We start from the raw sequence: 22545 nt of genomic DNA, 5'->3' as shown, positions 1-22545 counted from the left end.
TCAACTCAGTCTGTTATGATGATGTAAACGAGCATGCCCTGGCGCTGCATCAGCGACACCCGCTGACACCGACAGCCACAGAGACAGGTTCGTGCTATGCGACACATAGCGGGTACACAGTGATCTGGGACAGGCCGTTTGTCCCTGGTGGCCCGCACCATGCCAAGGGAGAATTGCTTATGACCTCAACCAATATCGTGCTGTTGCTGGAAGGCAAAGATTACGAGCAGGAGACGCTGGCCAAAGCGAGTCAATTGGCACAAGGAATGGGGGGCGAGCTCACCCTGCTGCACCTGACCCACAGCAGCAAGATGCGCCGCAACAGCCTGTCGCTGTCGGAAGAGGAGCGCAGCGCCCAGGGTACGCTGGACGCCAAGGCCATCATCAGCGAGCTCATCACCACCCTGCAACACCCGGTGGATTACCAGTGCCTGGTGGTCGATGACGTGGTGCCCGACCTGAAACGCTGGCTGGCCACTCACCCGATGGATCTGCTGCTGGTCGGCAGCCGCCACCACTGGATGGAGGGATCCCTGGCCCGCCTGCTTATCTACAAGCTGCCGCTCGACATCCAGATCTGCCACGAGCCCTACGCCGAACAACTCAAGGCCGTCAGCTGACGACCGGCCCCCGCCGACTCAGGCCGGGTGCCCGAATGACCTCCCGCAGCGGGCTTTTTCGCCCGCTGCCCCCCCGCCCCGTCTGCTCGCCAGGAAGCCCAACTAAGGCACGCTAGTGACAAGACTATCTACATGTTTTCTTACATATTCATCACTGTTTTTTGAGCCTCGTTTGCTGCAGGATGTTGCCCTTGCACGCCTTCGTTCGCTTCTTTCAGGTGAAAAATGAACATCACTCCCAAGCAGAGAAAAATTGCCCTGCTCGCCCTCGTGCCCGTGCTCGCCATCGGCTGGCTGGCCTGGCCGAGCAAGGCTCCCGAGCCGGTACTGACCGCCGAGGTGACCCGCCAGGACGTGGAGCAGACCGTACTGGCCAGCGGTGTGTTGCAGGCCATCGAGCAGGTAGACGTCGGTGCCCAGGTCTCGGGCCAGGTCACCTATCTGGCGGTAGAGGCAGGTCAGAAGGTCAAGCAGGGAGACCTGCTGGCCGAGATCGATCCGCTGATCGCCCAGAACAACCTCAAGACCGCCGAGGCGGATCTCGCCAGCCGCCGCGCCCAGCTCAAGATCAAGCAGGCCCAGCTCAAGCAGAACGAGCTGAGCTGGCGTCGCCAGCAGCAGATGTTCAGGCAGGAGGCGAGCTCGCGCGCCGATCTGGAGAGCGCCGAAGCCCAGCTGGCCGTGACCAGAGCCGAGCTGCAGGGGGCATTGGCTGAAGTCGACAATGCCCAGATCAAGGTGGAGCGAGCCAAGACGGAGCTCGGCTACAACCGCATTCAGGCGCCCATGGATGGCACCGTCGTCAGCATAGTGACCCGCCAGGGGCAGACCCTGGCCGCCAGCCAGACGGTGCCGACCCTGCTCAAGCTCGCCAACCTGGAGACCATGACGGTCAAGGCGCAGATCTCCGAAGCGGACGTCACCCGGGTCAAGGCCGGCATGCCGGTCTACTTCACCCTGATGGGGGATCCGGACACCCGCTACCACGGCACCCTGCGCACCGTCGAACTGGCCCCCACCAACATCAACGAGCAGGCCACCAGCACCACGGCCACCAACAACGCCGCCGTCTACTACTACGCCCTGTTCGACGTGCCCAACCCGGATCACACCCTGCGGGTCGCCATGACCACCCAGGTCACCATAGTGCTCGGCGAGCGCAAGCAGGTGCTGACCATTCCGCAGACCGCCCTTGGCAAGAAGCTCGGGGAGAACGAGTACGAGGTCACCCTGCTCAAGGAGGATGACCAGAAGGAGACTCGCCGCATCAAGACCGGCATGAAGGATGACATCAAGGTGGAGGTGGTCAGCGGCCTGAGCGAACAGGAGAAGGTCACCCTGAACCAGGGTTCGCCGGTCAGTGGCAATGACGTGGAGATCATGCTGTGAGCGAGCCTCTGATCCAGCTCAAGGGGATCGAGCGGCGCTACCAGAGTGGAGAGCAGGAAGTGACCGTGCTCCATCCCCTCGATCTCGCCATCGAGGCGGGAGAGATGATCGCCATCGTCGGCGCCTCCGGCTCCGGCAAGTCGACCCTGATGAACCTGCTCGGCTGCCTCGATCGGCCGAGCAGCGGCCAGTACCTGTTCCGCGGCCAGGACACCGCCACCCTGGACGCCCTCTCCCTCGCCAGACTGCGCTGTCACCACTTCGGCTTCATCTTTCAGCGCTACCACCTCTTGCCGCACCTCAATGCCGCCGCCAACGTGGAGATCCCGGCCGTCTACGCCGGCACGCCACGGGCCGAGCGCCAGGCCCGCTCCCAGGCACTGCTGGCGCGGCTGGGGCTCAGCGAGCGCAGCCATCACACCCCGAGCCAGCTCTCCGGCGGCCAGCAGCAGCGGGTCAGTATCGCCCGGGCGCTGGCCAACGGTGGCGAGGTGATCCTGGCGGACGAACCCACCGGGGCCCTCGACAGCCAGAGCGGCAAGGAGGTGATGGCCATCCTCAGGGAGCTGCACGCCCAGGGCCACACCATCATCCTGGTGACCCACGACATGGAAGTGGCCAGCCACGCCGACCGGATCATCACTCTCAAGGATGGCCGGGTACAGGAAGACAGCGGCCGCAAACCGGCCGCCGCCCCCGTGACCCCGACCGCCGCCCCTGCCGGCAAGGAAGGGGCAGGGCACGACTGGGATCGCTACCGGGAAGCGGCACGCATGGCGCTGCACGCCATGCTGGCCCACCGCATGCGCACCTTCCTCACCATGCTCGGCATCATCATCGGCATCGCCGCCGTGGTGAGCGTGGTGGCGCTCGGCCAGGGGGCCCGTGCCAAGGTGATCGACCAGATCAATGCCATGGGCACCAATACCATCGACATCTTCCCCGGCAAGGATTGGGGGGACGAGAAGGCCGCCAGCATCCAGACCCTCAACAAGCGGGATCTCGACGCCCTGCTCGGCCAACCCTACCTGGAAGGGGCCAGCCCCCAGATCGCCGCCTCCGGCCAGCTGCGCTATCGCAACAAGACCAACAGCGGCAGCATAGTCGGGGTCGGCAGCGACTTCTTCCGGGTCAAGGGGATGAAGCTCACCAACGGCCGGCTGTTTGACGAGCGCGACATCCAGAACCGGACCGCGGTGGCGGTAGTGGACGGCAAGACCATAGAGAGCCTGCTCGGCAAGCAGGATCCCGTCGGCCAGGTGGTGCTGGTCGGCACCCTGCCGGTGCGCATCGTCGGCGTGGTGGAAGAGGAGACCGGGTTTGGTCGCAGCGGCCAGTCGGTGAACGTCTGGCTGCCCTACAGCGCCGTGATGAGCCGCCTCATCTCCCAGAACCACTTCAGCCAGCTCACCATCCGGGTCAAGGACGGGGTGCAACCGGCGCTGGCCGAACAGGCCGCCATCGAGCTGCTGACCCAGCGCCACGGGGTGAAGGACTTCTTCACCTTCAGCAGCGACAGCATCATCAAGTCGGTGGAGAAAACCACCGCCACCATGACCCTGCTGGTCTCCGCCATCGCGGTGATCTCCCTCATCGTCGGCGGCGTCGGGGTGATGAACATCATGCTGGTGTCGGTGGTGGAGCGCACCCGCGAGATCGGCATCCGCATCGCGGTCGGTGCCCGCCAGTCGGACATACTGCAGCAGTTTCTGATCGAAGCGGTGATGGTGAGCCTGCTGGGGGGCATGCTCGGGGTCGGCGTCTCCCTCTTCATCGGCCTGCTCTTCTCCCTGTTCGTGGAGAGCATCCAGATGCACTTCTCGCTCTTTTCCATCCTGATGGCGTTTGGCTGTTCCTCGCTCATCGGGATCCTGTTTGGCTATCTGCCCGCCCGCAATGCCGCCCGGCTCGACCCGGTCGAGGCGCTGGCGAGGGAATGACGATGTACCACTTATCCAAACTGGGGCTCTGCCTCACCCTGGCGCTCGGCCTCGGCGCCTGCAGCCAGCAGAGCAGCTATCAGCGGCAGGAGCTGGCATTGGCCGACCATTGGCAGCAGCCGGAGGACGGTCTCACCCGCCAGCTGGCCGGCCCCTGGTGGCAAGGCTTCCACGATCCCGAGCTCAATCGGCTGATCGAGGCCGTGCTGGCTGCCAACCCGGACATGCAGGTCGCCGGCCTGCGCCTGCGCAGCGCTCTGCTCAGTGCCGATCTGGCCGACACCAACCTGACCCCCTCGGTCGATGCCAGCCTCGGCGGCAATGGCACCAAGAATCTGAAGAGCGGCAAGAGTGAAGGCAGCATGGGCCCCTCCCTGACCCTCGGCTACGAGGTGGATCTGTGGGGCAGGCTGGCCTCGGTGCGGGATCAGGCGAGCTGGGAGGCCGAGGCGTCCGCCCAGGATCTGGCCGCCACCCGCCTGATGCTGATCGGCAAGGCGCTCGAGCAATATTGGCAGCTGGCCTACCTCGGCTCGGCCATTTCCCTGGGCCAGCAGCAGCTCGCCAACTATGAGCGCGCCGAGCAGCTGACCCAGGCCAAGTACCGGGCCGGCGCCGTGACCCGGCTCGATCTGGTGCAGGCCAGCCAGCAGAAGGCCGGCAAGCAGGCGGAGCTCAGCTCGCTCTTGATGCAGCAGGTGCAGGCCCGCAACGCCCTGCGCCTGTTGCTCGGTCGCAGCAACGGTCCGCTGGCATTCGAGCCCAAGGCGCTGCCGACGGCCGCCATCCCCACCCTGGCGGTCGGCATTCCGGCCGATGTGCTGGCGCGGCGCCCCGACGTGCGCGCCGCCGAGCTGCGCCTGCGCAAGACCCTGGCGAAGGGGGACGAGATCCGCACCGGTCTCTACCCCACATTGAAGCTGACCGGCGGCGCTAGTAGTAGCTCGGATACCCTGACCCAGGTGCTGCAAAACCCGGTGGGCACCCTGGGCGCCACGTTGGCGCTGCCCTTCCTCGAGTACAACAAGACCCGGCTCGCCATCGCCGGCGCCAAGCTCGATTACCAGATAGCCGAAGCGGAGTTTCGCAAGCAGCTCTACGGCGCGCTGGTGGAGGTGGAGGATGGTTTGACCGCCCGCCACCACGGCGAGCAACGCCTGAGCTACCTGGCCGAGCAGCTGGACTTTGCCAAAGAGGCGGAGCGGCTGGCGAGAGCCCGCTACCAGGCCGGCGCCACCGGGGTACAACCCTGGCTGGATGAACAGAACCGGCTGTGGGACGCCGAGCTCGCCCTGCTCGGCCAGCAGAAGGAGCAGCTCAACACCATGGCGAAGATCTACAAGGCGCTGGGGGGCAGCGATCGCCCCTGAGCCAGCCCCCCCCCTCGCCCCATGGCGAGGGGGGGCTATTTTTCTGCACGCCACTGAACTTCCCTTCGCTTTTCCCTCTCTGACTCTGTCACACAAATCAATTGATAATAATTTTCATTTAATAAAGAATGGGCGCCATTATCAGTCAGGAGTATGCCCATGTCCCAGTCCGCCCCGGTCAACCGCCCCCGCCTGCTCACGGTCAAGCACATTCAGGATGTGAGCCCGCACCTGCGCCGGATCTGCCTGACCAGCCCGGAGCTCGCTGACTACCCCTTCACCTGTGGCGGTGCCCATATCAAGATCATGCTGCCCCAGCCGGGCCAGGCCCATGCCGTGCTGCCCACCCCCACCCCGCAGGGGCCGCGCTGGGAAGACCCGAGCCAGCGTCCCATCATGCGCACCTTCACCATTCGCGCGTTTCGCCGCGAGGCGCTGGAGCTGGATATCGACTTCGCCCTGCACGATGATGGCGGCCCCGCCAGCCGTTTCGCCAGCCAGGCCAAGCCGGGCGACCTGCTGGCCATCTCGGGCCCGGGTGGCCCGGATCCCATGCTGCAACCGGCCAGTTATTACTACATGGTGGGGGATCTCACCGCCCTGCCCGCCATCAGCGCCATGATTGAGGTGATGCCTGCCGATGCCCGCGGCCACATCGCCCTGCTGGTGCCCTATCAGGAAGATGTGCAGGATCTGTCGCTGCCCGCCGGGGTAAGCCTGCGCTGGTTTGTCGGCCCCCCCGAGCAGACGGCGCCGCTGGTGGAGTACTTCACCGCCCTGCCGCTGGAGGAGCAACAGAGCTACTTCTGGTTTGGCGGGGAAGAGGGCTTGGTGGTCCCCATGCGCCGTCACGTACGGCGCACGCTCGAGGTGGATCGCACTCGGGTCTACGCCGTGCCCTACTGGCGCCACGGCAAGGATGAAGAGGCCTATCACCATGCCCGTCACGACGTGATGGACAGCTAAACCAGCTGATTTTGTCCTGAAATATCAAGCCCATGGCCTGCCGGTCATGGGCTTGATTGCCATTGGAGCGGCCTTGCCCGCCGGCGCTCTCCCCCCATTCTGGTGTGCCACTCGGTTGTGCTTGCATTTGCGGCCGACAACAAGATAATGATAATCACTCTCAACAATAACAGGTGATGACGCCCCATTGCAGCTCCCGTCCGGGTTCCGGTGTGGAGTGCACGTCACTCACTCCTATGCACAGCAAGGTAATCCAGATGGCAGTTTTAAACTCGGTAATGCGCGCCTTCGCGGTGGAGGCACTCCCCACTCCTGCCGACCTGTTGGCACTTCATCCCTGTCCCGCCGAGCTGGCGACCCGGATCGACCAGCACCGCCAGCAGGCTCGCCGGATCCTGGCTGGAGAGGACGATCGCCTGCTGGTGGTGATTGGCCCCTGCTCCATCCACGATCCCCTCGCCGCCCTCGACTATGCCAGACGGCTGGCCTCGCTGGCCCACGCCTATCAGGATCGGCTGCAGATAGTGATGCGCACCTATTTCGAGAAGCCCCGCACCACGGTGGGCTGGAAGGGGCTGGTGTTCGATCCCCATCTGGATGGCAGCAACGACATCAACCACGGCATGCGGCTCGCGCGCCAGCTGCTGCTCGACATCAACCAGCTGGGGCTGGCCACCGCCACCGAGTTTCTCGATACCACCAGCTTCCTCTACCTGGCCGATCTCATCAGCTGGGGGGCGATCGGTGCCCGCACCACCGAGTCGCAAGTTCACCGGCAGCTGGCCTCGGCCCTGCCCTGCCCCGTCGGCTTCAAGAACGGGACGGACGGCAACATCCGGGTGGCCATCGATGCCATTCAGGCCAGCGAAGCCTCCCATCTGTTTACCGCCCCCGGCAGCCAGGGCGGCATGGTAGTGATTAAGAGTGAAGGCAACCCGGCCGGCCACATCATTTTGCGCGGCGGCACCCGCCCCAATTACCACCAGAGCGACGTGGAAGAGGCGGCCGAGCGGCTGGCACGGCAGGGGCTCTCCCCCCGACTGATGGTGGATTGCAGCCATGGCAACAGCCAGAAGCTGCACAAGAACCAGATCCGGGTGGCGGGGGAGCTCTGCCGCCAGCTGGCAGAAGGCAGCGACGCCATCGCCGCCGTCATGGTCGAGAGTTTTCTGCAGGGCGGCAGCCAGAAATCGGCCCCTCTGAGCGAACTGGTCTACGGCCAGTCGGTCACCGATGCCTGCCTCTGCTGGGACGATACCCAGACCCTGCTCGCCATGCTGGCGGATGCCGTCGAGCGGCGCCGCCAATATCCGGGACAGCCCCGGCCGGACCCTGTTCGCTGGCCAGCCCAGCTGGCAAGTTGAATCCATAGGGTGAATAAGGCTCCCGTAACGGGAGCCTTATTATTTCCCCACTTTCCTTTTCCAATCTCCCCGCCATACCACCGATTAAATGCCCAGGGCATCTCTTTCCCATAAAAAGTGCGCAGGTATCCGGCGCCTGCCGCAATAAAACAACCGGGGTAATACGCTGTGGTTCGTCCAACCAGGTCGCAGACAGTGAGCAGACCGATTAATGCCATGAACAACAACCAAAGGGAGGAGGCAAGGCGCCAGAAACAGGTGATCTCTTAATGCCGATGGTATCGCCCTGGAATGGCCGACCTAATACTTGACGGGCTATATGAGTCCAGCAACAGGAGGGGAAGAAGGCAGCCAGTCACACCATAAAAACGATGTCGGTGATGAAAAAACCAGCCAACTGGAAATTAATCGTTCAATCAGGCGGCAACAAATGGGGGTGACATCATGCGACAAAAACCAGTCGGATAAAACAGCATGGGGAATTGACAGGGGCGGCTTTCAATGAGCACAAATAATAATGCCGCCTCATGGGCGGCATCATTCATGATCGACCCTTAGGGATCAGATCAGGAAATCATTCAGATCCTTGCCCAGCGCAACTTGCTCGGCAATGGCCTTGGGCATACGGCCCTGACCGGTCCAGGTCTTCTCCTGGCCATCTTCCTGGTACTTGTACTTGGCAGGACGCGGAGCACGCTTGCTCTTGGTCGCGCCAGCAGCGGCAGCCGGGGCGACAGCGCTGTTCAGCAGTTCACGGGGATCGATACCAGCCTGCTGCAGCATTTCGGTGAACTCGTTCAGCTTGCGCTGACGCTCTTCCTGCTCGGCACGCTCCTGTTCAACAGAATCGGCGCGCTCGTTATATACCAGATCGAACTTCTCTTTTGCTTCTTGCAGCTGTTCAAACGGCAATTCACGGATGGCCGCACGCAGGCTGCGAATGTTCAGCAGAACTTTCAGAAACTCGTTCATTACTTCCTCACAGAATTATTTTTGTTTGTCACAGGGATAACACAGCTTGAGAATAGCACGGCAGTTTGAGAACAACATAATGTTTTTATAAGTGCTGTCACTTTCTTAACAAAAAAGTTCTGGCTGAATATAGCGGCTACTTTATTCAGCCATTACTCATTGGCCCGCCTGCAAGATGGTTTACCATACAATTCCCCCATGTAACGCATGGCAAATAGATCCGGCACAGCTTGTCATATTTTTCGGCAGGTGATGCCAGCTATTTTTACAATTAGCCACGGCTGTTAATTTTTCCGCCACTCACTCGAGACTCTAGGTAGACAATTGACACTATATATTGCCGGCGATGGCTGCCGGCAACCTCTCCTGTGTGGATTGGCAAACTGGGCAAGGCAAACCTGCTTATTCCAGGATCAGTCGCCGCCAGGGGCCGGTGATCTCGCAGTGGCCGGTTTCCGCCGTATTCTGCCAACCCAACCGGTGATAAAACGCCAGCGCCGCCGTGTTGTTGGTGGCCACCTTGAGGGATGCTGGCTTGTTGAAGGGGGCCAGCCCGTGCTGCAGCAGAGCCCGTCCCATGCCCTGGCCATGCCAGTCGGCCGAGACATAGAGGTGGTGCACGAAGCTCTCATCGCCCCAGATGGAGATGAAGCCGCAGGGTGTCCCCCCCTGCTCGGCCACCCAGATCTGCTCGCCCCGGGTCTGCTCGTCAAAGTCTTCCAGCCGAAACTGGGCGGGATCGACCCAGTGAAAGGTCTGACGCCGTCCTTTCAAAAACAGCTGCGCCAACTGGGGAATATCCGTCTCTCGCATGGCTCTGATCATCAAACTGTCCCTGTCATATGAGTACCACCCCACTCTCCATGGAACACGGGGGCCCTGTCAAATCGCCGGCACAGAATAACGCCGCCGCAATGGCAGGGGTGTGACACACCTCTGTCCATTTCATGAGCCATGGGACTATACTGCCTGAGTCCCGTGTATGGATGTTTTGAGGCTCGCTGATTTATGGATAACAAGCAGATAGAAGGCAATATCTTTGTTCCGGCCCATATCGACGACGTCTGGCGTGCCTGGACAACCGAAAGCGGCCTGCGCAGTTTTCTGGCGCCGGAATGCCTGATGGTGCCGGAACCGAATGGTCCCTTCGAAATCTATTTCAGACCCGATGCCCCGCTGGGCGAGCGTGGCAGCGAAGGTTGCCGGGTGATGGCCGTCATGCCCCACGACCTGCTCAGTTTCAGCTGGAATTTTCCCCCCTCCCTGCCCCATATCCGCCAACAGAAGACCCAGGTCTGCCTGCGCTTCGTGCCGGAAGGTCAGGGCACCCGACTCTACTTCCTGCAGACCGGCTGGGCCAACGACCCGGACTGGGATCAGGGCTACGCCTATTTTCGGGATGAGTGGCTGGAGACCAGCCTGCCCCGCCTGCAATACCGCTTCACCCATGGCCCCATCGACTGGAACAACCCGCCGGACAAGCAGCAGTTGAAATCCCTGGCCCAATAAGCGCCCATAGAAAGCAAAACACCGCCAGCTGGCGGTGTTTCTTTTTCCTTGATAGTAAGCCCGGCACGGGCCGACTCATACCCCCAGCCGATCGCGCAGGGTGTACCAGGCGGCGCCGGCGGCGGTGAAGGGGATCCGGAACAGGCGGCCACCCGGGAAGGGGTAGTGCGGCAGCTTGGCGAACGCATCGAAGCGCTCCGCCTGACCGCTCAACACCTCGGAGAGCAGCTTGCCCGCCAGATGGGTACAGGTGACGCCATGGCCGCTGTAGCCCTGCATGTAATAGATGTTGTGACCGATGCGGCCAAACTGCGGCAGGCGCGACAGGGTGAGCAGGAAGTTGCCGGTCCAGGTGTACTCCACCTTGACGTCCGCCAGCTGGGGGAAGGTCTTGAGCATCTTGGGGATGATCAGCCGCTCGATGTCTGCCGGATCCCGCGCCCCATAGACCACGCCACCGCCATAGATCAGCCGGTGATCGCCGGAGGTGCGGTAGTAGTCGAGCAGGTAGTTGCAATCTTCCAGGCAGTAGTTTTGCGGCAACAGCGAGCGGGCCCGCTCCTCTCCCAGCACCTCGGTGGCGATCACCTGGGTGCCGCAGGGCATGCTCTTGCCGGCGAGCTCGGGCACCAGGTTGCCGAGATAGGCGTTGCCGGCCACCACCACGTAGCGCGCCTTCACCGCCCCTTTGGCGGTCTTGACCAGGGCAGGCTGACCCGGGGTGAGGCTGGTGACGGCGGACTGTTCGAAGATCTTGCCCCCCTGCAAGCGGATGGCCTCCGCCTCCCCCAGCGCCAGGTTGAGGGGGTGGATGTGGCCGCCGCTCTTGTCGAGCAGGGCGCCGACGTAGCGATCGCTCGCTACCACTTCGCGCACACCGTCGGCATCGAGCAGCTCCAGCTTGTCGTTGCCCCACTTCTCCCAGCGCGCTTTCTGCGCCTTGAGCTCGTGCAGCTGCTTCTCGGTCTCGGCGGCGAACACCCCGCCCTCCTGCAGATCACACTGGATGTTGTAACGCTTGATCCGCTCGCGGATGATCTGGCCCCCCTCAAACAGCATGGAACCGAGCAGCCTGGCCTGTTCGGGCGGGCAATTCGCTTCTATGGTGTCGATGTCGCGGCTGTAGGAGTTGACGATCTGGCCGCCGTTGCGCCCGCTGGCGCCAAAACCCACCCGGGCCGCCTCCAGTACCACCACCGAATAGCCCTTTTCCACCAGATGCAGCGCGCTGGAGAGGCCGGTATAACCCGCCCCGATGACGCAGACGTCGCACTCCAGCTGTTCGGTCAGCGTCGGATAGGGCGCGTGTTGGTTGGCACTGGCTGCGTAGTAACTGTTTACATGTTCGGTCATGATCCCTGTTTCCTTACAAGTTCTTTTCCCAAACGAGACGATGTCTCGACACTAGAAGTTGGCCGGGGTGTGGGCACTGACGATACGGCACACCTGCCCCGACGGATTGCTGAAACTGTGGGGCTCGCCCGTGTCGATCACGTAGCTGTCCCCGGCACTGAGCTGATAGGTCTGGCCCGCCACCGTCAGGATCACCGACCCCTCCAGCACAGTACCCACCTCCTCCCCCAGATGGGTGACCTGGCCACCGGTGTCGGTGCCGGGGGCGTAGGTCTCCAGCATGAAGCCGAGCTGGCGGCGGTTGTTGCCGTTGTGCACCAGCTTCATGGAGACCCCCTGGCTGCCCAGCTCGATCAGCTGTTCGGCCCTGATCACCACGCTCGGCGTGCTCGCCACCTCCTCTTCGGCGAAGAAGCGCGACAGCGGCAACTCGTAGACGCTGAGCAGCTTTTGCAAAGAGGCCACCGACGGGCTCACCTTGTCCTGCTCTATCATGCAGATGGCGCCATGGGTCAGCCCGCTCAGCTCGGCTACCCGCCGCTGGGAGAGCCCCAGCCGGCGGCGAGTGGCGGCCAACCGCTCCCCCATGCTCTGCGCCTGGGTACTCTGCGCCAGCGGGTTGTCGGTCATGGACTGCCAGCGCGTCTCGCCCTGTGGTTGCTGCATTCGGCCACCTCCCTGTGTGCCTGGTAGGAGCCATTGGCGGCCCCGGTTAAAATAGCGAGTCAATCCGACCGACCTGTTTGTTATCCTGCACAGTGCACTCCGTTCATTATTTTGCACACCCTGCACCACAGAAACCGGTAAAATCGCTCCAACAGCTCCATTTCTAGCACGCGAGACACAGTTTACTCAAATATATTTAACACTTGAAAAACATTTCAGCTCAATTTATGGTCTTCCTGTGCTTATTATTCTATACGGTGGCGGCACAGGATGAGCCGGCCCCCTGACCCACAATCGAGGCTTGCTATCTATGTCAGCATCACAACCCGCACTCTCCCTGATCAAATCCCTTGCCTATATAGATGGTCGCTGGTGCGAAGCCGGCGGCGGACACCGGTTCGAGGTGCACAACCCGGCCACCGGCCAGGTCATCACCCAGGTACCCGACATGGACGAGGGCGACACCCGCCGCGCCATCGCCGCCGCCCACGCGGCCCAGCCGGGCTGGGCCGCGCTCACCGCCAAGGAGCGCAGCAACCGGCTCTACGCCTGGTTCGAGCTCATCATGGCCAACCAGGAGGAGCTGGCCCGCATCATGACCTGCGAGCAGGGCAAGCCGCTGGCCGAGGCCAAGGGGGAAGTGGCCTACGGTGCCAGCTTCATCCAGTGGTTCGCGGAAGAGGGCAAACGCGCCTATGGCCGCACCATTCCGGGCTTCTCCAGCGACCGCCGGCTGGCCACCATCAAGCAGCCGGTGGGGGTAGTCGCCGCCATCACCCCCTGGAACTTCCCCATCGCCATGATCACCCGCAAGGCGGGCCCGGCGCTGGCCGCCGGTTGCACCATCGTCATCAAGCCGGCCGCCGAGACCCCGCTCTGCGCCCTGGCGCTGGCGGCACTGGCGGAGCAGGCAGGGATCCCAGCCGGGGTCATCAACATCGTCACCAGCCATCAGGCTGCGGCGGTGGGCAACGAGCTGTGCAACAACAAGACGGTGCGCAAGCTCTCCTTCACCGGCTCCACCCGCATCGGCAAGCTGTTGATGCGCCAATGCGCCGACACCATGAAGAAGCTGTCGCTGGAGCTCGGCGGCAACGCCCCCTTCATCGTGTTTGACGACGCCGACCTCGACGCCGCCATCGCCGGGGCGCTCGCCTCCAAATACCGCAACGCCGGCCAGACCTGTGTCTGCGCCAACCGTATCCTGGTGCAAGCCGGCATCTACGACGCCTTCGCCGAGAAGCTCACCGCCGCGGTCAAGGCCTTCAAGGTGGGCGACGGCATGAGCGAAGGCACCCAGATAGGCCCGCTCATCAACCCGGCCGCCGCCAGCAAGGTGGCCGAGCTGGTCAAACAGGCCACCGCCGCCGGCGCCGAGCTGCTGCTGGGGGGCGAAGCCCACCCCGCCGGCCCGCTCTTCTACCAGCCCACCATTCTGGGCAAGGTGGATAAAACCAACCCCATCCTGCAGGAGGAGATCTTCGGCCCGGTCGCCCCGCTGGTGCGCTTCGAGACCGAAGCCGAGGCCATCGCCCTGGCCAACGACACCCCCTATGGTCTGGCTGCCTACTTCTACGGCCGCGACATCGCCCGTGTCTGGCGGGTGGCCGAGCAGCTCGAATACGGCATGGTCGGCATCAACGAGGGGATCATCTCGACCGAATTGGCCCCCTTTGGCGGCATCAAGGAGTCGGGCCTGGGTCGTGAAGGGGCGGCCGAGGGGCTGGAGGAGTACCTCGAGACCAAATACCTCTGCTTCGGCGGCATCCGCTAGGCAGCCACATCTTGCGCCGGCGGCCGGGCCTGCAACAGGGGCCCGCCCCCCGCCGGTGCAGCCATATCGCTTAACAAGGACGAAGTGAGTGCACCCAAGGGGCCTCGCCACATTGAGACAGGGGCCCCCGGCCCCTCAGGGAGGAAAGATGAGTCAGTCAGCATCAAACAAGGCGTGGCAAGCGCGCCGCGAAGCCGCCGTGGTCAACGGCGTCGGCACCCTGCTGCCGGTGTTTATCGAGCGGGCGCAAAACGCCGAGCTGTGGGATGTGGAGGGCAACCGCTACATCGATTTTGCCTCCGGCATCGCCGTGCTCAACACCGGCCACAACCACCCGAAAGTGGTGGCTGCGGTGCGCGCGCAGCTGGATAAGTTCAGCCACACCTGCTTCCAGGTCACCCCCTACCCCGGCTATATCGAGCTGGCGGAGAAGTTGAATGCCCTGGTGCCCGGCCCCACCCCGAAACGCACCCTGTTTCTCTCCACCGGTGCCGAGGCGGTGGAGAACGCCATCAAGATCGCCCGCGCCCACACCGGCCGCAGCGGCACCATCGCCTTCAAGGGGGGCTTTCACGGTCGCACCATGATGGGAATGGCGCTCACCGGCAAGGTGGTGCCCTACAAGACCGGCTTCGGCCCCTTCCCGGGGGAGGTCTATCACCTGCCCTTCCCGAGCGACTATCTGGGAGTGAGCGAGGCCGATGCGCTGGCTGCGCTGGATCTCTGCTTCAGCTCGGATATCGAACCGACCCGGGTGGCCGCCATCATCATCGAGCCGGTGCAGGGTGAAGGGGGCTTCTACCCCGCCTCCGCCAGCTTCATGCAGCGCCTGCGCCAGCTGTGCAACCAGCACGGCATTCTGCTCATCTGCGACGAGATCCAGAGCGGTTTCTGTCGCACCGGCAAGACCTTCGCCACCGAATACAGCGGCATCGAGCCGGACATCATGACGCTCGCCAAGAGCCTGGCCGGCGGCTTCCCGCTCTCCGCCGTGGTGGGCAAGGCGGAGGTGATGAACGCCGCCAAGCCGGGTGGTCTGGGTGGCACCTACGCCGGCTCCCCCATCGCCTGCGCCGCCGCCCTGGCGGTGCTGGAGGTGATCGAAGAGGAGCGTCTCAACCAGCAGGCCCAGGCCCAGGGCGAACAGATCAAGGCGCGCCTGCAGCAGCTGGCCGAGCGTTTTGACTGCATCGGCGACATCCGTGGCCCCGGCGCCATGGTGGCCATGGAACTGGTCAAGCAGCGCGATGCAAACCAGCCGGATGCCGACCTCACCAAGCGACTGGTGGCCGAGGCGGGCAAGCGCGGGCTGGTGCTGCTGGCCTGCGGCGTGCGCGCCAACGTCATCCGCTTCCTGGCGCCGCTGACGGCCTCGCCGGCCATCATCGAGGAGGGGCTGACCCTGCTTGAACAGGCCCTGCAGGCGGCTCACGCCTGATCTGAAACAGAGCATTCGCCCATTAGTGCAAAAAAATGCGTTTTTGCCCCCTTGATATGCTTGTCAAGGGGGCAACACGAATGCACAATGCGCCGCCGCGTAAAAGGACCGACCACTTGCTGAGTCAGGTTCTTTTTTTGCGGCAAACAAATCCACAACGAGGCCGGAACCGACCGGAAAAGATAGCGAGATGGGTTGCCATCTCACGACACCCGCTTCTCTAGTGAGGAACACCATGGGGTATTTCACTGCTTTCCTGCCGGCCCGCGCCGGTCTGCGCCGCCTTGCTGGCGCCCCCTATGCCCAGGTTGATGCCGTCAGCCTGATCCCTTCGGCCCGGATTGAGGGGAAAGCACAATGAATGCCCAACCCGTCGGCCTGAAAAAAAGCCTGAAGCTGTGGCACGTCGTCATCATGGGTCTGGCCTACCTGACCCCCATGGCGGTGTTCGACACCTTCGGCATCGTCACCGAAATCACCGAAGGCCATGTGCCGACCGCCTACCTGTTCGCCCTCATCGGCATGCTGTTCACCGCCATGAGTTACGGCCACCTGGTACGCAAGTTTCCCTCGGCAGGCTCCGCCTACACCTATGCCCAGAAGGTGTTCCACCCTTACGTGGGCTTCATGGTGGGCTGGGTCTCCCTGCTCGACTACATGTTCATGCCGATGATCAACATGCTGCTGGCCAAGATCTACATGGAGGCCCTGTTCCCGAGCGTGGAACCCTGGACCTACATCCTAGGGCTGGCCGCCGTCATGACCTTCCTGAACCTGCGCGGCATCAAGCTGGTAGCCAACTTCAACAGCCTGATCGTCATCATGCAGTTCAGCATCATCGCCGTCTTCATCGGCCTCATCGCCTGGGGTGTCTACCATGGCGAGGGGCTCGGCACGGTGGCGAGCAGCCGTCCCTTCTTCTCCGATCAGATGGCGGTGGCTCCCCTGCTCACCGGCGCCTCCATCCTCTGTCTGTCGTTCCTCGGCTTTGACGCCATCACCACCCTGTCGGAAGAGACGCCGAACGCGGATCGGGTGATCCCCCGCGCCATCGTGCTGACGGCGCTGATCGGCGGCGTGCTGTTCATCTCCGTCTCCTACTTCCTGCAGCTGTTCTTCCCGGACATCTCCCGCTTCCAGCAGCCGGATGCGGTACTGCCGGAGATCGCCCTCTATGTGGGCGGCAAGCTGTTCCAGGCGGTGGTGCTGGTCTGCACCACGGTGGCGGTGCTGGCCTCGGGGCTCGCCTCCCACGCCGGCGTGTCGCGCCTGCTCTACGTGATGGGACGGGATCGCGCCCTGCCGAGCCGCTTCTTCGCCTATATCCACCCGACCTGGCAGACCCCGGCGCTGAACGTGCTGCTGGTGGGGATCCTGGCTCTCTCGGCGGTGTCGTTCGATCTGGAGATGGCGCTGGCACTGATCAACTTCGGCGCCCTGGTGGCCTTCACCTTCGTCAATCTGGCGGTGATTGCCCACTTCTACGTCAAGCTCGGTCACAACAAGACGCTGCGGGATCACCTGATCTTCCTGCTGCTGCCCCTGTGTGGCGCCGCCTGCATCGGCGTGCTCTGGCTCAACCTGGAGCCGGCCTCCTTCGAGCTTGGGCTGATCTGGGCCGCCCTCGGCGCCCTCTATCTGCTGCTGCGCCTGACGGTGTTCCGGGTCCAGCTGCGCCGGCCCGAAACCGACGCCTCCTGAGCCCCCTTTTCATGACTACTGCGCCCGCCTTTCGCGGGCGTTTTTTTACCCCTGTTCACCCGCCGTGACAGTGCCCTTCGCGCCAGAGCGGCTCCGCTCGCACCCCTGTCAGCACAGGCTGCCAGCCAGGGGCTCAACCCCGACCTGACCCAGGTCAACAAAATCCCCTGACGGGGGCATTTTTGCTTGTGTCCTCCCCCCCCTGAGGGCACAATACGCCGCCCCTGAGAGCCGATGTTTTTTGCAACATCGGTTCTTCGTTTTTAAGGGGTAAACCACATTCACCAAGAGGCCGGACTTTGTACCGGAATTGATACCGAGATTGCCAGGCAATCTCCCGACGTTGTGAGGAAATACATGGGGCATTTCATTGCTTTCCTGCCGGTCCCCGCCGGCGTGCGCCACTTGTCTGTGCCACAGACCGGCGCCCCCTGTGTCCAGCGACGCGCTGCGTCCCTGATCCCGTCCCCCTTCGCCGCCCTGGCGATCACAGAGGAGAAAGCGTGATGGCCGGTGCCAAGCTGCTCAAGACGCTCACCCTCTTCCAGGTAGTGGTGATGGGTCTGGCTTACCTCACACCCATGGCGGTATTCGATACCTTCGCCATCGTCGGTGACATTACCGAAGGCCGCGTCGCCACCGCCTATCTGCTGGCGCTCGGCGGCATTCTGCTGACCGCCATCAGCTACGGCCACCTGGTGCGCAAGTTCCCCTCCGCGGGCTCTGCCTATACCTACGCCCAGAAGGTGTTCAACCCCTACATCGGCTTCATGGTCGGCTGGTCCTCCCTGCTCGACTACATGTTCATGCCGATGATCAACATCCTGCTGGCCAAGATCTACCTGACCGCCATGTTCCCCGGCGTCGAGCCCTGGATCTTCATCTTCGGTCTGGTGACCGTGATGACCTTCCTCAACCTGCGCGGCATCAACCTGGTGGCCAACTTCAACGGCGTCATCGTCTTCATCCAGCTGGCCATCATCACCGTCTTCCTCGGTCTGATGGGCTGGGGCATCTATCAGGGTGAAGGGGCTGCGACCCTGCTGAGCAGCCGTCCGTTCCACTTCGAGTCGGCCGGCATGGTGCCGCTGTTTACCGGCGCCACCATCCTCTGCTTCTCGTTCCTGGGCTTCGACGGCTTGAGCTCGCTCTCCGAAGAGACCCCGAATGCCGGCAAGGTGATCCCGCGCGCCATCGTGCTGACCGCGCTCATCGGCGGCATCATCTTCGTCACCGTCTCCTACTTCCTGCAGCTCTACTTCCCGGATCTGGCCCGCTTCAAGGAGCCGGACGCCGTGCTGCCGGAGATCGCCCTCTACGTCGGCGGCACCCTGTTCCAGAGCGTGGTGCTGGTGTGCACCACAGTAGCCGTGCTGGCCTCCGGCATGGCCGCCCACGCAGGCGTGTCGCGCATCCTCTACGTGATGGGGCGCGATCGGATGATCCCGGAGCGGGTATTCGGCTACATCCACCCGAAATACCGCACCCCGGCCATCAACGTGCTGATGGTGGGTGCCCTGGCCCTCTCCGCGGTGTCGTTCGATCTGGACATGGCGCTGGCGCTGGTGAACTTCGGTGCCCTGGTGGCCTTCACCTTCGTCAACCTGTCGGTCATCGGTCAGTTCTGGGTGCGCGAGAAGCGCAACAAGAGCCTCAAGGAGCACCTGCTGTTCCTGCTGCTGCCGCTGCTGGGTGCCGCCACCATAGGCGCGCTCTGGATCAACCTGGAGCAGAGCTCGCTGGAGCTGGGCCTGATCTGGGCCGGCCTCGGCGTCACCTACCTGTTCCTGCGCCTCGCGGTGTTCCGCATCCCCTTCCGTCAGTACGAAGAGGCGGCCGACTCGCAGTAAGCGGCCAGCGCCAACCAAGCAGAAGGGGAGCCATGGCTCCCCTTCTTCGTGCACCTCATCTGATCACCGCCCTCGCGGCGGCCGGGCTCAACCCTGGTTGATCACCGCAGTGGCGGCCGCCTTGAGCGGATCCTTGGCCACCGCCTTCACATCCTGCTGGGTCTGCTTGAGCTGCTGGCCGGCCTGATCGACCTTCTGCTGGGTCCCCTGCAGCTGGCTCTTGCCCTCCTTGAGGCCGGCGCTCTTCTGCTCCAGCACATCCGTGGTGTGCTTCTTCACCTCGGCCCCGGCCTTCTCTTTCTGCTGGCGCACCAGCTTGTCGGTATCACAGCGCCCCTTGACCCCCAGGGTCGCATTGAGCGCCTCGTTCTTCATTGCCTTGTCGAGGTTGCACTCGGCTTTCAACACGCTCGCCTGGGCACCGACAGACAGCAGACCCAGGGACAGACACAACACCCATGCACGCATAACAACACCACGCTGGTTGAGATAAGGAAGGCCGCAGCATAACGCCCTGTCCCCCGGCTGCAAGCCGCCAGACACATTCGCAGCCAAACGGGGCGAGATCCCGGCCCAATCCGACACCTTCTGTCCCATCTCCCCCATCCGGCCATGTCATCAAATCATCACAAAAGTGTCACTTTGTCATATTTCTGTCATGGAGCCCTGCTGTAATGCGCCCGTCCATTTTCAAGCAGACTGTCCCAAGAGGCTTCATGCACAGCACCCCATCTTTTGCACAACAGCAGACCCGTCGTACTGGCCCACTGTTCAACTGGCTCGCTGTGATCACCCTGATCTACCTGATCCTGGTTGCCGTCGGCGCCGTCTCCCACGGCTTCAAGGGCTTCTCCGGCGGCGCCGAGGGCGCGGCCCAGATCTTCGCCTTCGCCAACAACCCCTTCGTCGCCCTGCTGCTCGGCATCCTGGCCACCGCCCTGGTGCAATCCTCCAGCACGGTCACCTCGGTGATCGTTGGCCTGGTGGCTGGCGGCCTGCCCATCGGCATGGCCATCCCCATGGTGATGGGCGCCAACCTCGGCACCACCATCACCAACACCATCGTCTCCCTCGGCCATATCCGGGATCGGGGCGAGTTTCGCCGCGCCTTTGCCGCCGCCACCGTACATGACTTCTTCAATCTGCTGGCGGTGTTCATCTTCCTGCCGCTGGAGCTGATGTTCGGTCTGCTGCAAAAGAGTGCCGAGGCGCTGGCCACCCTGCTGGTAGGCTCCGCCGACATGTCGATGAAGGGGATGGATTTCATGAAGCCCCTCATCTCTCCGGCCCTCAACTTCATCGATGACCTGGTCGCCTTCCTGCCGGGCAAAGGGCCGGCCATCGCCACCATCGTCATCGGCATCCTGCTGATCCTCGGCTGCGTCACCTGGCTCGGCAAGGTGCTGCAACGAGTGCTGGTCGGCCGTGCCAAAGAGGTGCTGCACAAGGCGCTGGGCCGCGGCCCGCTGACCGGCATCGCCTCCGGCACCCTGGTTACCGTGATGGTGCAGTCCTCTTCCACCACCACCAGCCTGATGATCCCGCTGGCCGGCGGCGGCGTGTTCAGCACCCGTCAGCTCTATCCCTTCACCCTGGGCGCCAATATCGGCACCACCATCACCGCCCTGCTGGCCGCCACTGCCATCAGCGGTGCCGGGGCCAAGCTGGCGCTGACCATCGCCTTGGTGCACGTGCTGTTCAACCTGTTCGCCGTGGTGCTCATCTACGGGGTGCCCTTCCTGCGCGAGCTGCCGGTCAAGGCGGCCGAGGGGCTGGCCCGGGTCGGCAGCGAGAACAAGCTGCTGGCACTTGGCTACGTGGCGGGCCTCTTCTTCGCCCTGCCCGCCCTGATGATGGTGGCCGCCAAGTAACGACCGCCCTGACGACGAGGGGGAGGCGCCAGTCGCCTCCCCCTGCTCATTTGCCCGTACGGTCACATCCTGCCCCGCCCCGGCTCGCCCTGACGCCCCGGCTGGGATAAGATGCCGCACTCACTGCCCTCCCGGCATTTCACGACATAGGGATACCCGATGAAACTCGTTTTGATCGCGCTGCTGGTTGCCGGCGTCGCCTACTACTTCTACTCGAGCAGCAACAACAGGAAGCTGGCGGAAGAGAATGTGCGCAAGGGGGCCGAGTTCCTCGCCGCCAACAAGGAAAAACCCCTGGTGACCACCACCGCCTCCGGCCTGCAGTACGAAGTGCTGACCCCGGGCAGCGGCACCGTTCATCCCACCGCCACCAGCAAGGTGAAGGTGCACTACGAGGGCAAGCTGCTGGACGGCACCGTCTTCGACAGCTCGGTCGCCCGCGGCGAGCCCATCGAGTTCGGCCTCAACCAGGTGATCAAGGGCTGGACCGAAGGGGTACAGCTGATGGTGGAAGGGGAGAAGACCCGCTTCTACATCCCCGCCAACCTCGCCTACGGCGATCGCGCCGCCGGCAAGATCCCGCCGGGATCTGTATTGATCTTCGACGTGGAGCTGCTCGGTATTCAGTAGCCGGCCAGACCCCACCCAGCGCCCGTGTTGATCTTCGATGTGGAGTTGCTGGGTATTCAGTAAATTGTTGAGGGCAGGCCTGTCGCCTGTCTGCTCCCCCAGGGCCGGCCACTGCGCCGGCCTTGTTATTGGTGATCCCCCCTCCTTCCCACCCAACACTATCAACCAATAGTGAATAGTGCTTATTCATTGAGCTGGATTGTTAACTCACATCTCGGGGCAGATAATGACCATATCGTCAGCGGCATGTCGCCCTGGCCCACCGTTTTCGGTGCCCTGGCACCGGTACAACGCATATGGAGTCTGTCATGTCTATCGCCCCCGTCTGGTTCATCTCCCATGGCGCCCCGGATCTGGTTCTGCGCGACCAGCCGGCGACCCACTTCCTCAAAAATCTGCGCCTTGGCGATCTCAAGGGGCTGGTGGTCATCTCGGCCCACTGGTTTACCCGCAGCGAGCTGCAGATCAACGTCGAGCCCAATCCGGCCTTGATGTACGACTTCTACGGTTTCCCCGAGCCGCTCTACCACATCCGCTGGCCGGCCAGCAGCCCGCTCTGGTTGCAGGAGGCGGTGAGCGATCAGCTGCTGCTAGCGGGCCTGCCCGCCGATCCGGTGCGCCGCGAGCTGGATCACGGGGTCTGGTCGCCGCTCTCGCTGATGGATCCCGCCAGCAGCGTCCCGCTGGTGCAGCTCTCCATCCCGGCCAGCTTCACCCCGCGCCAGCTGTGGCAGCTGGGGGAGGCGCTGCAGCAGCTGCGTGCCCAGGGGATCGGCATCCTGGCCTCCGGCGCCATCACCCACAACCTGCGGGCACTGGGGCCGGAAAACTCGCCGGTGCCGGGCTGGGCCCGCAGTTTCGTCGACTGGCTGGAGCTGACCATGGCTGAGGGCGACAGAGCGGCGCTGGAAGATTACCGCGCCCGCGCGCCGGGGGCGGTGGAATCCCATCCCCACGACGATCACCTGCGCCCGCTGTTCGTGGCGCTTGGCGCCGCCGGCCAGGACAAGCCCGTCAAGCTGCACGACAGCTGGGATGGCGGCAGCCTCTACATGGGCTCCTACCGCTTTGCATAGACGCGGCGGCCATTCAGGCCAAGGTGACGAGCAGGAGAATCGGATACAAACGCCTG

22 protein-coding genes are annotated in these 22545 nt (G+C 63.4%); 17 read left to right on the top strand and 5 right to left on the bottom strand.

What is annotated here, in order from left to right; genetic code table 11:
- Positions 1 to 179: 179 nt before the first annotated feature.
- The 7 genes from ACB031_RS07090 (at position 180) to ACB031_RS07060 (ending at position 8154) form a co-directional block, all read left to right on the top strand.
- Entirely contained in the window at positions 180 to 620 is a 441-nt protein-coding gene (locus ACB031_RS07090; RefSeq protein ID WP_043171537.1) for a universal stress protein, read from the top strand.
- A gap of 225 nt (positions 621 to 845) precedes the next feature.
- Positions 846 to 2009, top strand: a complete 1164-nt coding sequence (macA, locus tag ACB031_RS07085; RefSeq protein ID WP_017780716.1) for a macrolide transporter subunit MacA — start codon at positions 846 to 848, stop codon at positions 2007 to 2009.
- Entirely contained in the window at positions 2006 to 3949 is a 1944-nt protein-coding gene (locus ACB031_RS07080) for a MacB family efflux pump subunit (RefSeq protein ID WP_010633361.1), read from the top strand. The genes macA and ACB031_RS07080 overlap by 4 nt, the downstream gene beginning before the upstream one ends.
- Positions 3946 to 5319 carry an efflux transporter outer membrane subunit gene (locus ACB031_RS07075; protein ID WP_371139261.1) on the top strand — a complete coding sequence of 458 codons (1374 nt, stop codon included), beginning with the start codon at positions 3946 to 3948 and terminating at the stop codon, positions 5317 to 5319. The genes ACB031_RS07080 and ACB031_RS07075 overlap by 4 nt, the downstream gene beginning before the upstream one ends.
- Before the next feature lie 159 nt (positions 5320 to 5478).
- On the top strand, positions 5479 to 6285 hold the full coding sequence (locus ACB031_RS07070; RefSeq protein ID WP_117402797.1) for a siderophore-interacting protein: 807 nt from the start codon (positions 5479 to 5481) through the stop codon (positions 6283 to 6285).
- Between the two features lie 257 nt (positions 6286 to 6542).
- A complete protein-coding gene (locus ACB031_RS07065) occupies positions 6543 to 7649 on the top strand; it encodes a 3-deoxy-7-phosphoheptulonate synthase (RefSeq protein ID WP_371139260.1) in 1107 nt (368 codons plus the stop codon).
- Positions 7650 to 7968: 319 nt separating this feature from the next.
- Positions 7969 to 8154, top strand: a complete 186-nt coding sequence (locus ACB031_RS07060; protein WP_371139259.1) for a hypothetical protein — start codon at positions 7969 to 7971, stop codon at positions 8152 to 8154.
- A gap of 56 nt (positions 8155 to 8210) precedes the next feature.
- On the opposite strand, the gene ACB031_RS07055 is transcribed toward ACB031_RS07060, so the two are convergent.
- The gene (locus ACB031_RS07055; protein WP_371139258.1) at positions 8211 to 8621 is read right to left on the bottom strand and encodes an H-NS family nucleoid-associated regulatory protein; all 411 of its coding nucleotides are present in this window, start codon (positions 8619 to 8621) and stop codon (positions 8211 to 8213) included.
- Between the two features lie 402 nt (positions 8622 to 9023).
- The gene (locus tag ACB031_RS07050) at positions 9024 to 9446 is read right to left on the bottom strand and encodes a GNAT family N-acetyltransferase (protein WP_010633357.1); all 423 of its coding nucleotides are present in this window, start codon (positions 9444 to 9446) and stop codon (positions 9024 to 9026) included.
- Between the two features lie 183 nt (positions 9447 to 9629).
- Between ACB031_RS07050 and ACB031_RS07045 the strand changes: the two genes are divergently transcribed.
- Positions 9630 to 10130 carry an SRPBCC domain-containing protein gene (locus ACB031_RS07045; protein ID WP_005303036.1) on the top strand — a complete coding sequence of 167 codons (501 nt, stop codon included), beginning with the start codon at positions 9630 to 9632 and terminating at the stop codon, positions 10128 to 10130.
- A gap of 75 nt (positions 10131 to 10205) precedes the next feature.
- Here the strand turns inward: ACB031_RS07045 and ACB031_RS07040 are convergent, their stop codons facing one another.
- Together ACB031_RS07040 and puuR are read right to left on the bottom strand one after the other, a co-directional pair.
- Positions 10206 to 11483 (bottom strand): NAD(P)/FAD-dependent oxidoreductase, encoded by a 1278-nt coding sequence (locus tag ACB031_RS07040; protein WP_371139257.1) that lies wholly within the window; start codon positions 11481 to 11483, stop codon positions 10206 to 10208.
- Positions 11484 to 11534: 51 nt separating this feature from the next.
- Positions 11535 to 12149: an HTH-type transcriptional regulator PuuR gene (puuR, locus tag ACB031_RS07035; RefSeq protein WP_017765712.1), complete on the bottom strand. Its 615-nt coding sequence runs from the start codon at positions 12147 to 12149 to the stop codon at positions 11535 to 11537.
- 310 nt (positions 12150 to 12459) lie between these two features.
- Between puuR and ACB031_RS07030 the strand changes: the two genes are divergently transcribed.
- The 6 genes from ACB031_RS07030 to ACB031_RS07005 all read left to right on the top strand — a co-directional run bounded on the left by ACB031_RS07030 (position 12460) and on the right by ACB031_RS07005 (position 18912).
- Positions 12460 to 13923 carry an NAD-dependent succinate-semialdehyde dehydrogenase gene (locus ACB031_RS07030; protein ID WP_244366341.1) on the top strand — a complete coding sequence of 488 codons (1464 nt, stop codon included), beginning with the start codon at positions 12460 to 12462 and terminating at the stop codon, positions 13921 to 13923.
- Between the two features lie 148 nt (positions 13924 to 14071).
- The gene (gene gabT, locus ACB031_RS07025; protein WP_371139256.1) at positions 14072 to 15361 is read left to right on the top strand and encodes a 4-aminobutyrate--2-oxoglutarate transaminase; all 1290 of its coding nucleotides are present in this window, start codon (positions 14072 to 14074) and stop codon (positions 15359 to 15361) included.
- 235 nt (positions 15362 to 15596) lie between these two features.
- Positions 15597 to 15722 (top strand): hypothetical protein, encoded by a 126-nt coding sequence (locus tag ACB031_RS07020; protein ID WP_005303046.1) that lies wholly within the window; start codon positions 15597 to 15599, stop codon positions 15720 to 15722.
- Entirely contained in the window at positions 15719 to 17062 is a 1344-nt protein-coding gene (locus ACB031_RS07015) for an APC family permease (protein WP_005303048.1), read from the top strand. The genes ACB031_RS07020 and ACB031_RS07015 overlap by 4 nt, the downstream gene beginning before the upstream one ends.
- Before the next feature lie 357 nt (positions 17063 to 17419).
- Complete coding sequence (locus ACB031_RS07010; protein ID WP_017765716.1) at positions 17420 to 17569, top strand: hypothetical protein; 150 nt, start codon at positions 17420 to 17422, stop codon at positions 17567 to 17569.
- Complete coding sequence (locus ACB031_RS07005; RefSeq protein ID WP_005303054.1) at positions 17569 to 18912, top strand: APC family permease; 1344 nt, start codon at positions 17569 to 17571, stop codon at positions 18910 to 18912. Before ACB031_RS07010 ends, ACB031_RS07005 begins: the two co-directional genes overlap by 1 nt.
- 87 nt (positions 18913 to 18999) lie before the next feature.
- Here the strand turns inward: ACB031_RS07005 and ACB031_RS07000 are convergent, their stop codons facing one another.
- Positions 19000 to 19380 (bottom strand): hypothetical protein, encoded by a 381-nt coding sequence (locus ACB031_RS07000; protein WP_371139255.1) that lies wholly within the window; start codon positions 19378 to 19380, stop codon positions 19000 to 19002.
- Between the two features lie 248 nt (positions 19381 to 19628).
- Here ACB031_RS07000 and ACB031_RS06995 point away from each other — a divergent pair, with 248 nt between their 5' ends.
- From ACB031_RS06995 to ACB031_RS06985, 3 genes are all read left to right on the top strand, one after another.
- On the top strand, positions 19629 to 20783 hold the full coding sequence (locus tag ACB031_RS06995; RefSeq protein ID WP_010633351.1) for a sodium dependent phosphate pump: 1155 nt from the start codon (positions 19629 to 19631) through the stop codon (positions 20781 to 20783).
- Between the two features lie 159 nt (positions 20784 to 20942).
- A complete protein-coding gene (locus ACB031_RS06990; protein WP_010633350.1) occupies positions 20943 to 21413 on the top strand; it encodes an FKBP-type peptidyl-prolyl cis-trans isomerase in 471 nt (156 codons plus the stop codon).
- Positions 21414 to 21721: 308 nt separating this feature from the next.
- Entirely contained in the window at positions 21722 to 22489 is a 768-nt protein-coding gene (locus tag ACB031_RS06985) for a class III extradiol ring-cleavage dioxygenase (RefSeq protein ID WP_065016931.1), read from the top strand.
- The last annotated feature ends 56 nt before the right edge of the window (positions 22490 to 22545 follow it).

The sequence above is a fragment of the Aeromonas sp. S8(2024) genome (assembly GCF_041403085.1).
GTDB classification, from domain to species: Bacteria; Pseudomonadota; Gammaproteobacteria; order Enterobacterales; family Aeromonadaceae; genus Aeromonas; species Aeromonas dhakensis.
Note: the sequence above shows the minus strand (reverse complement) of the source record. Positions and strands in the feature narration are given on the sequence as shown.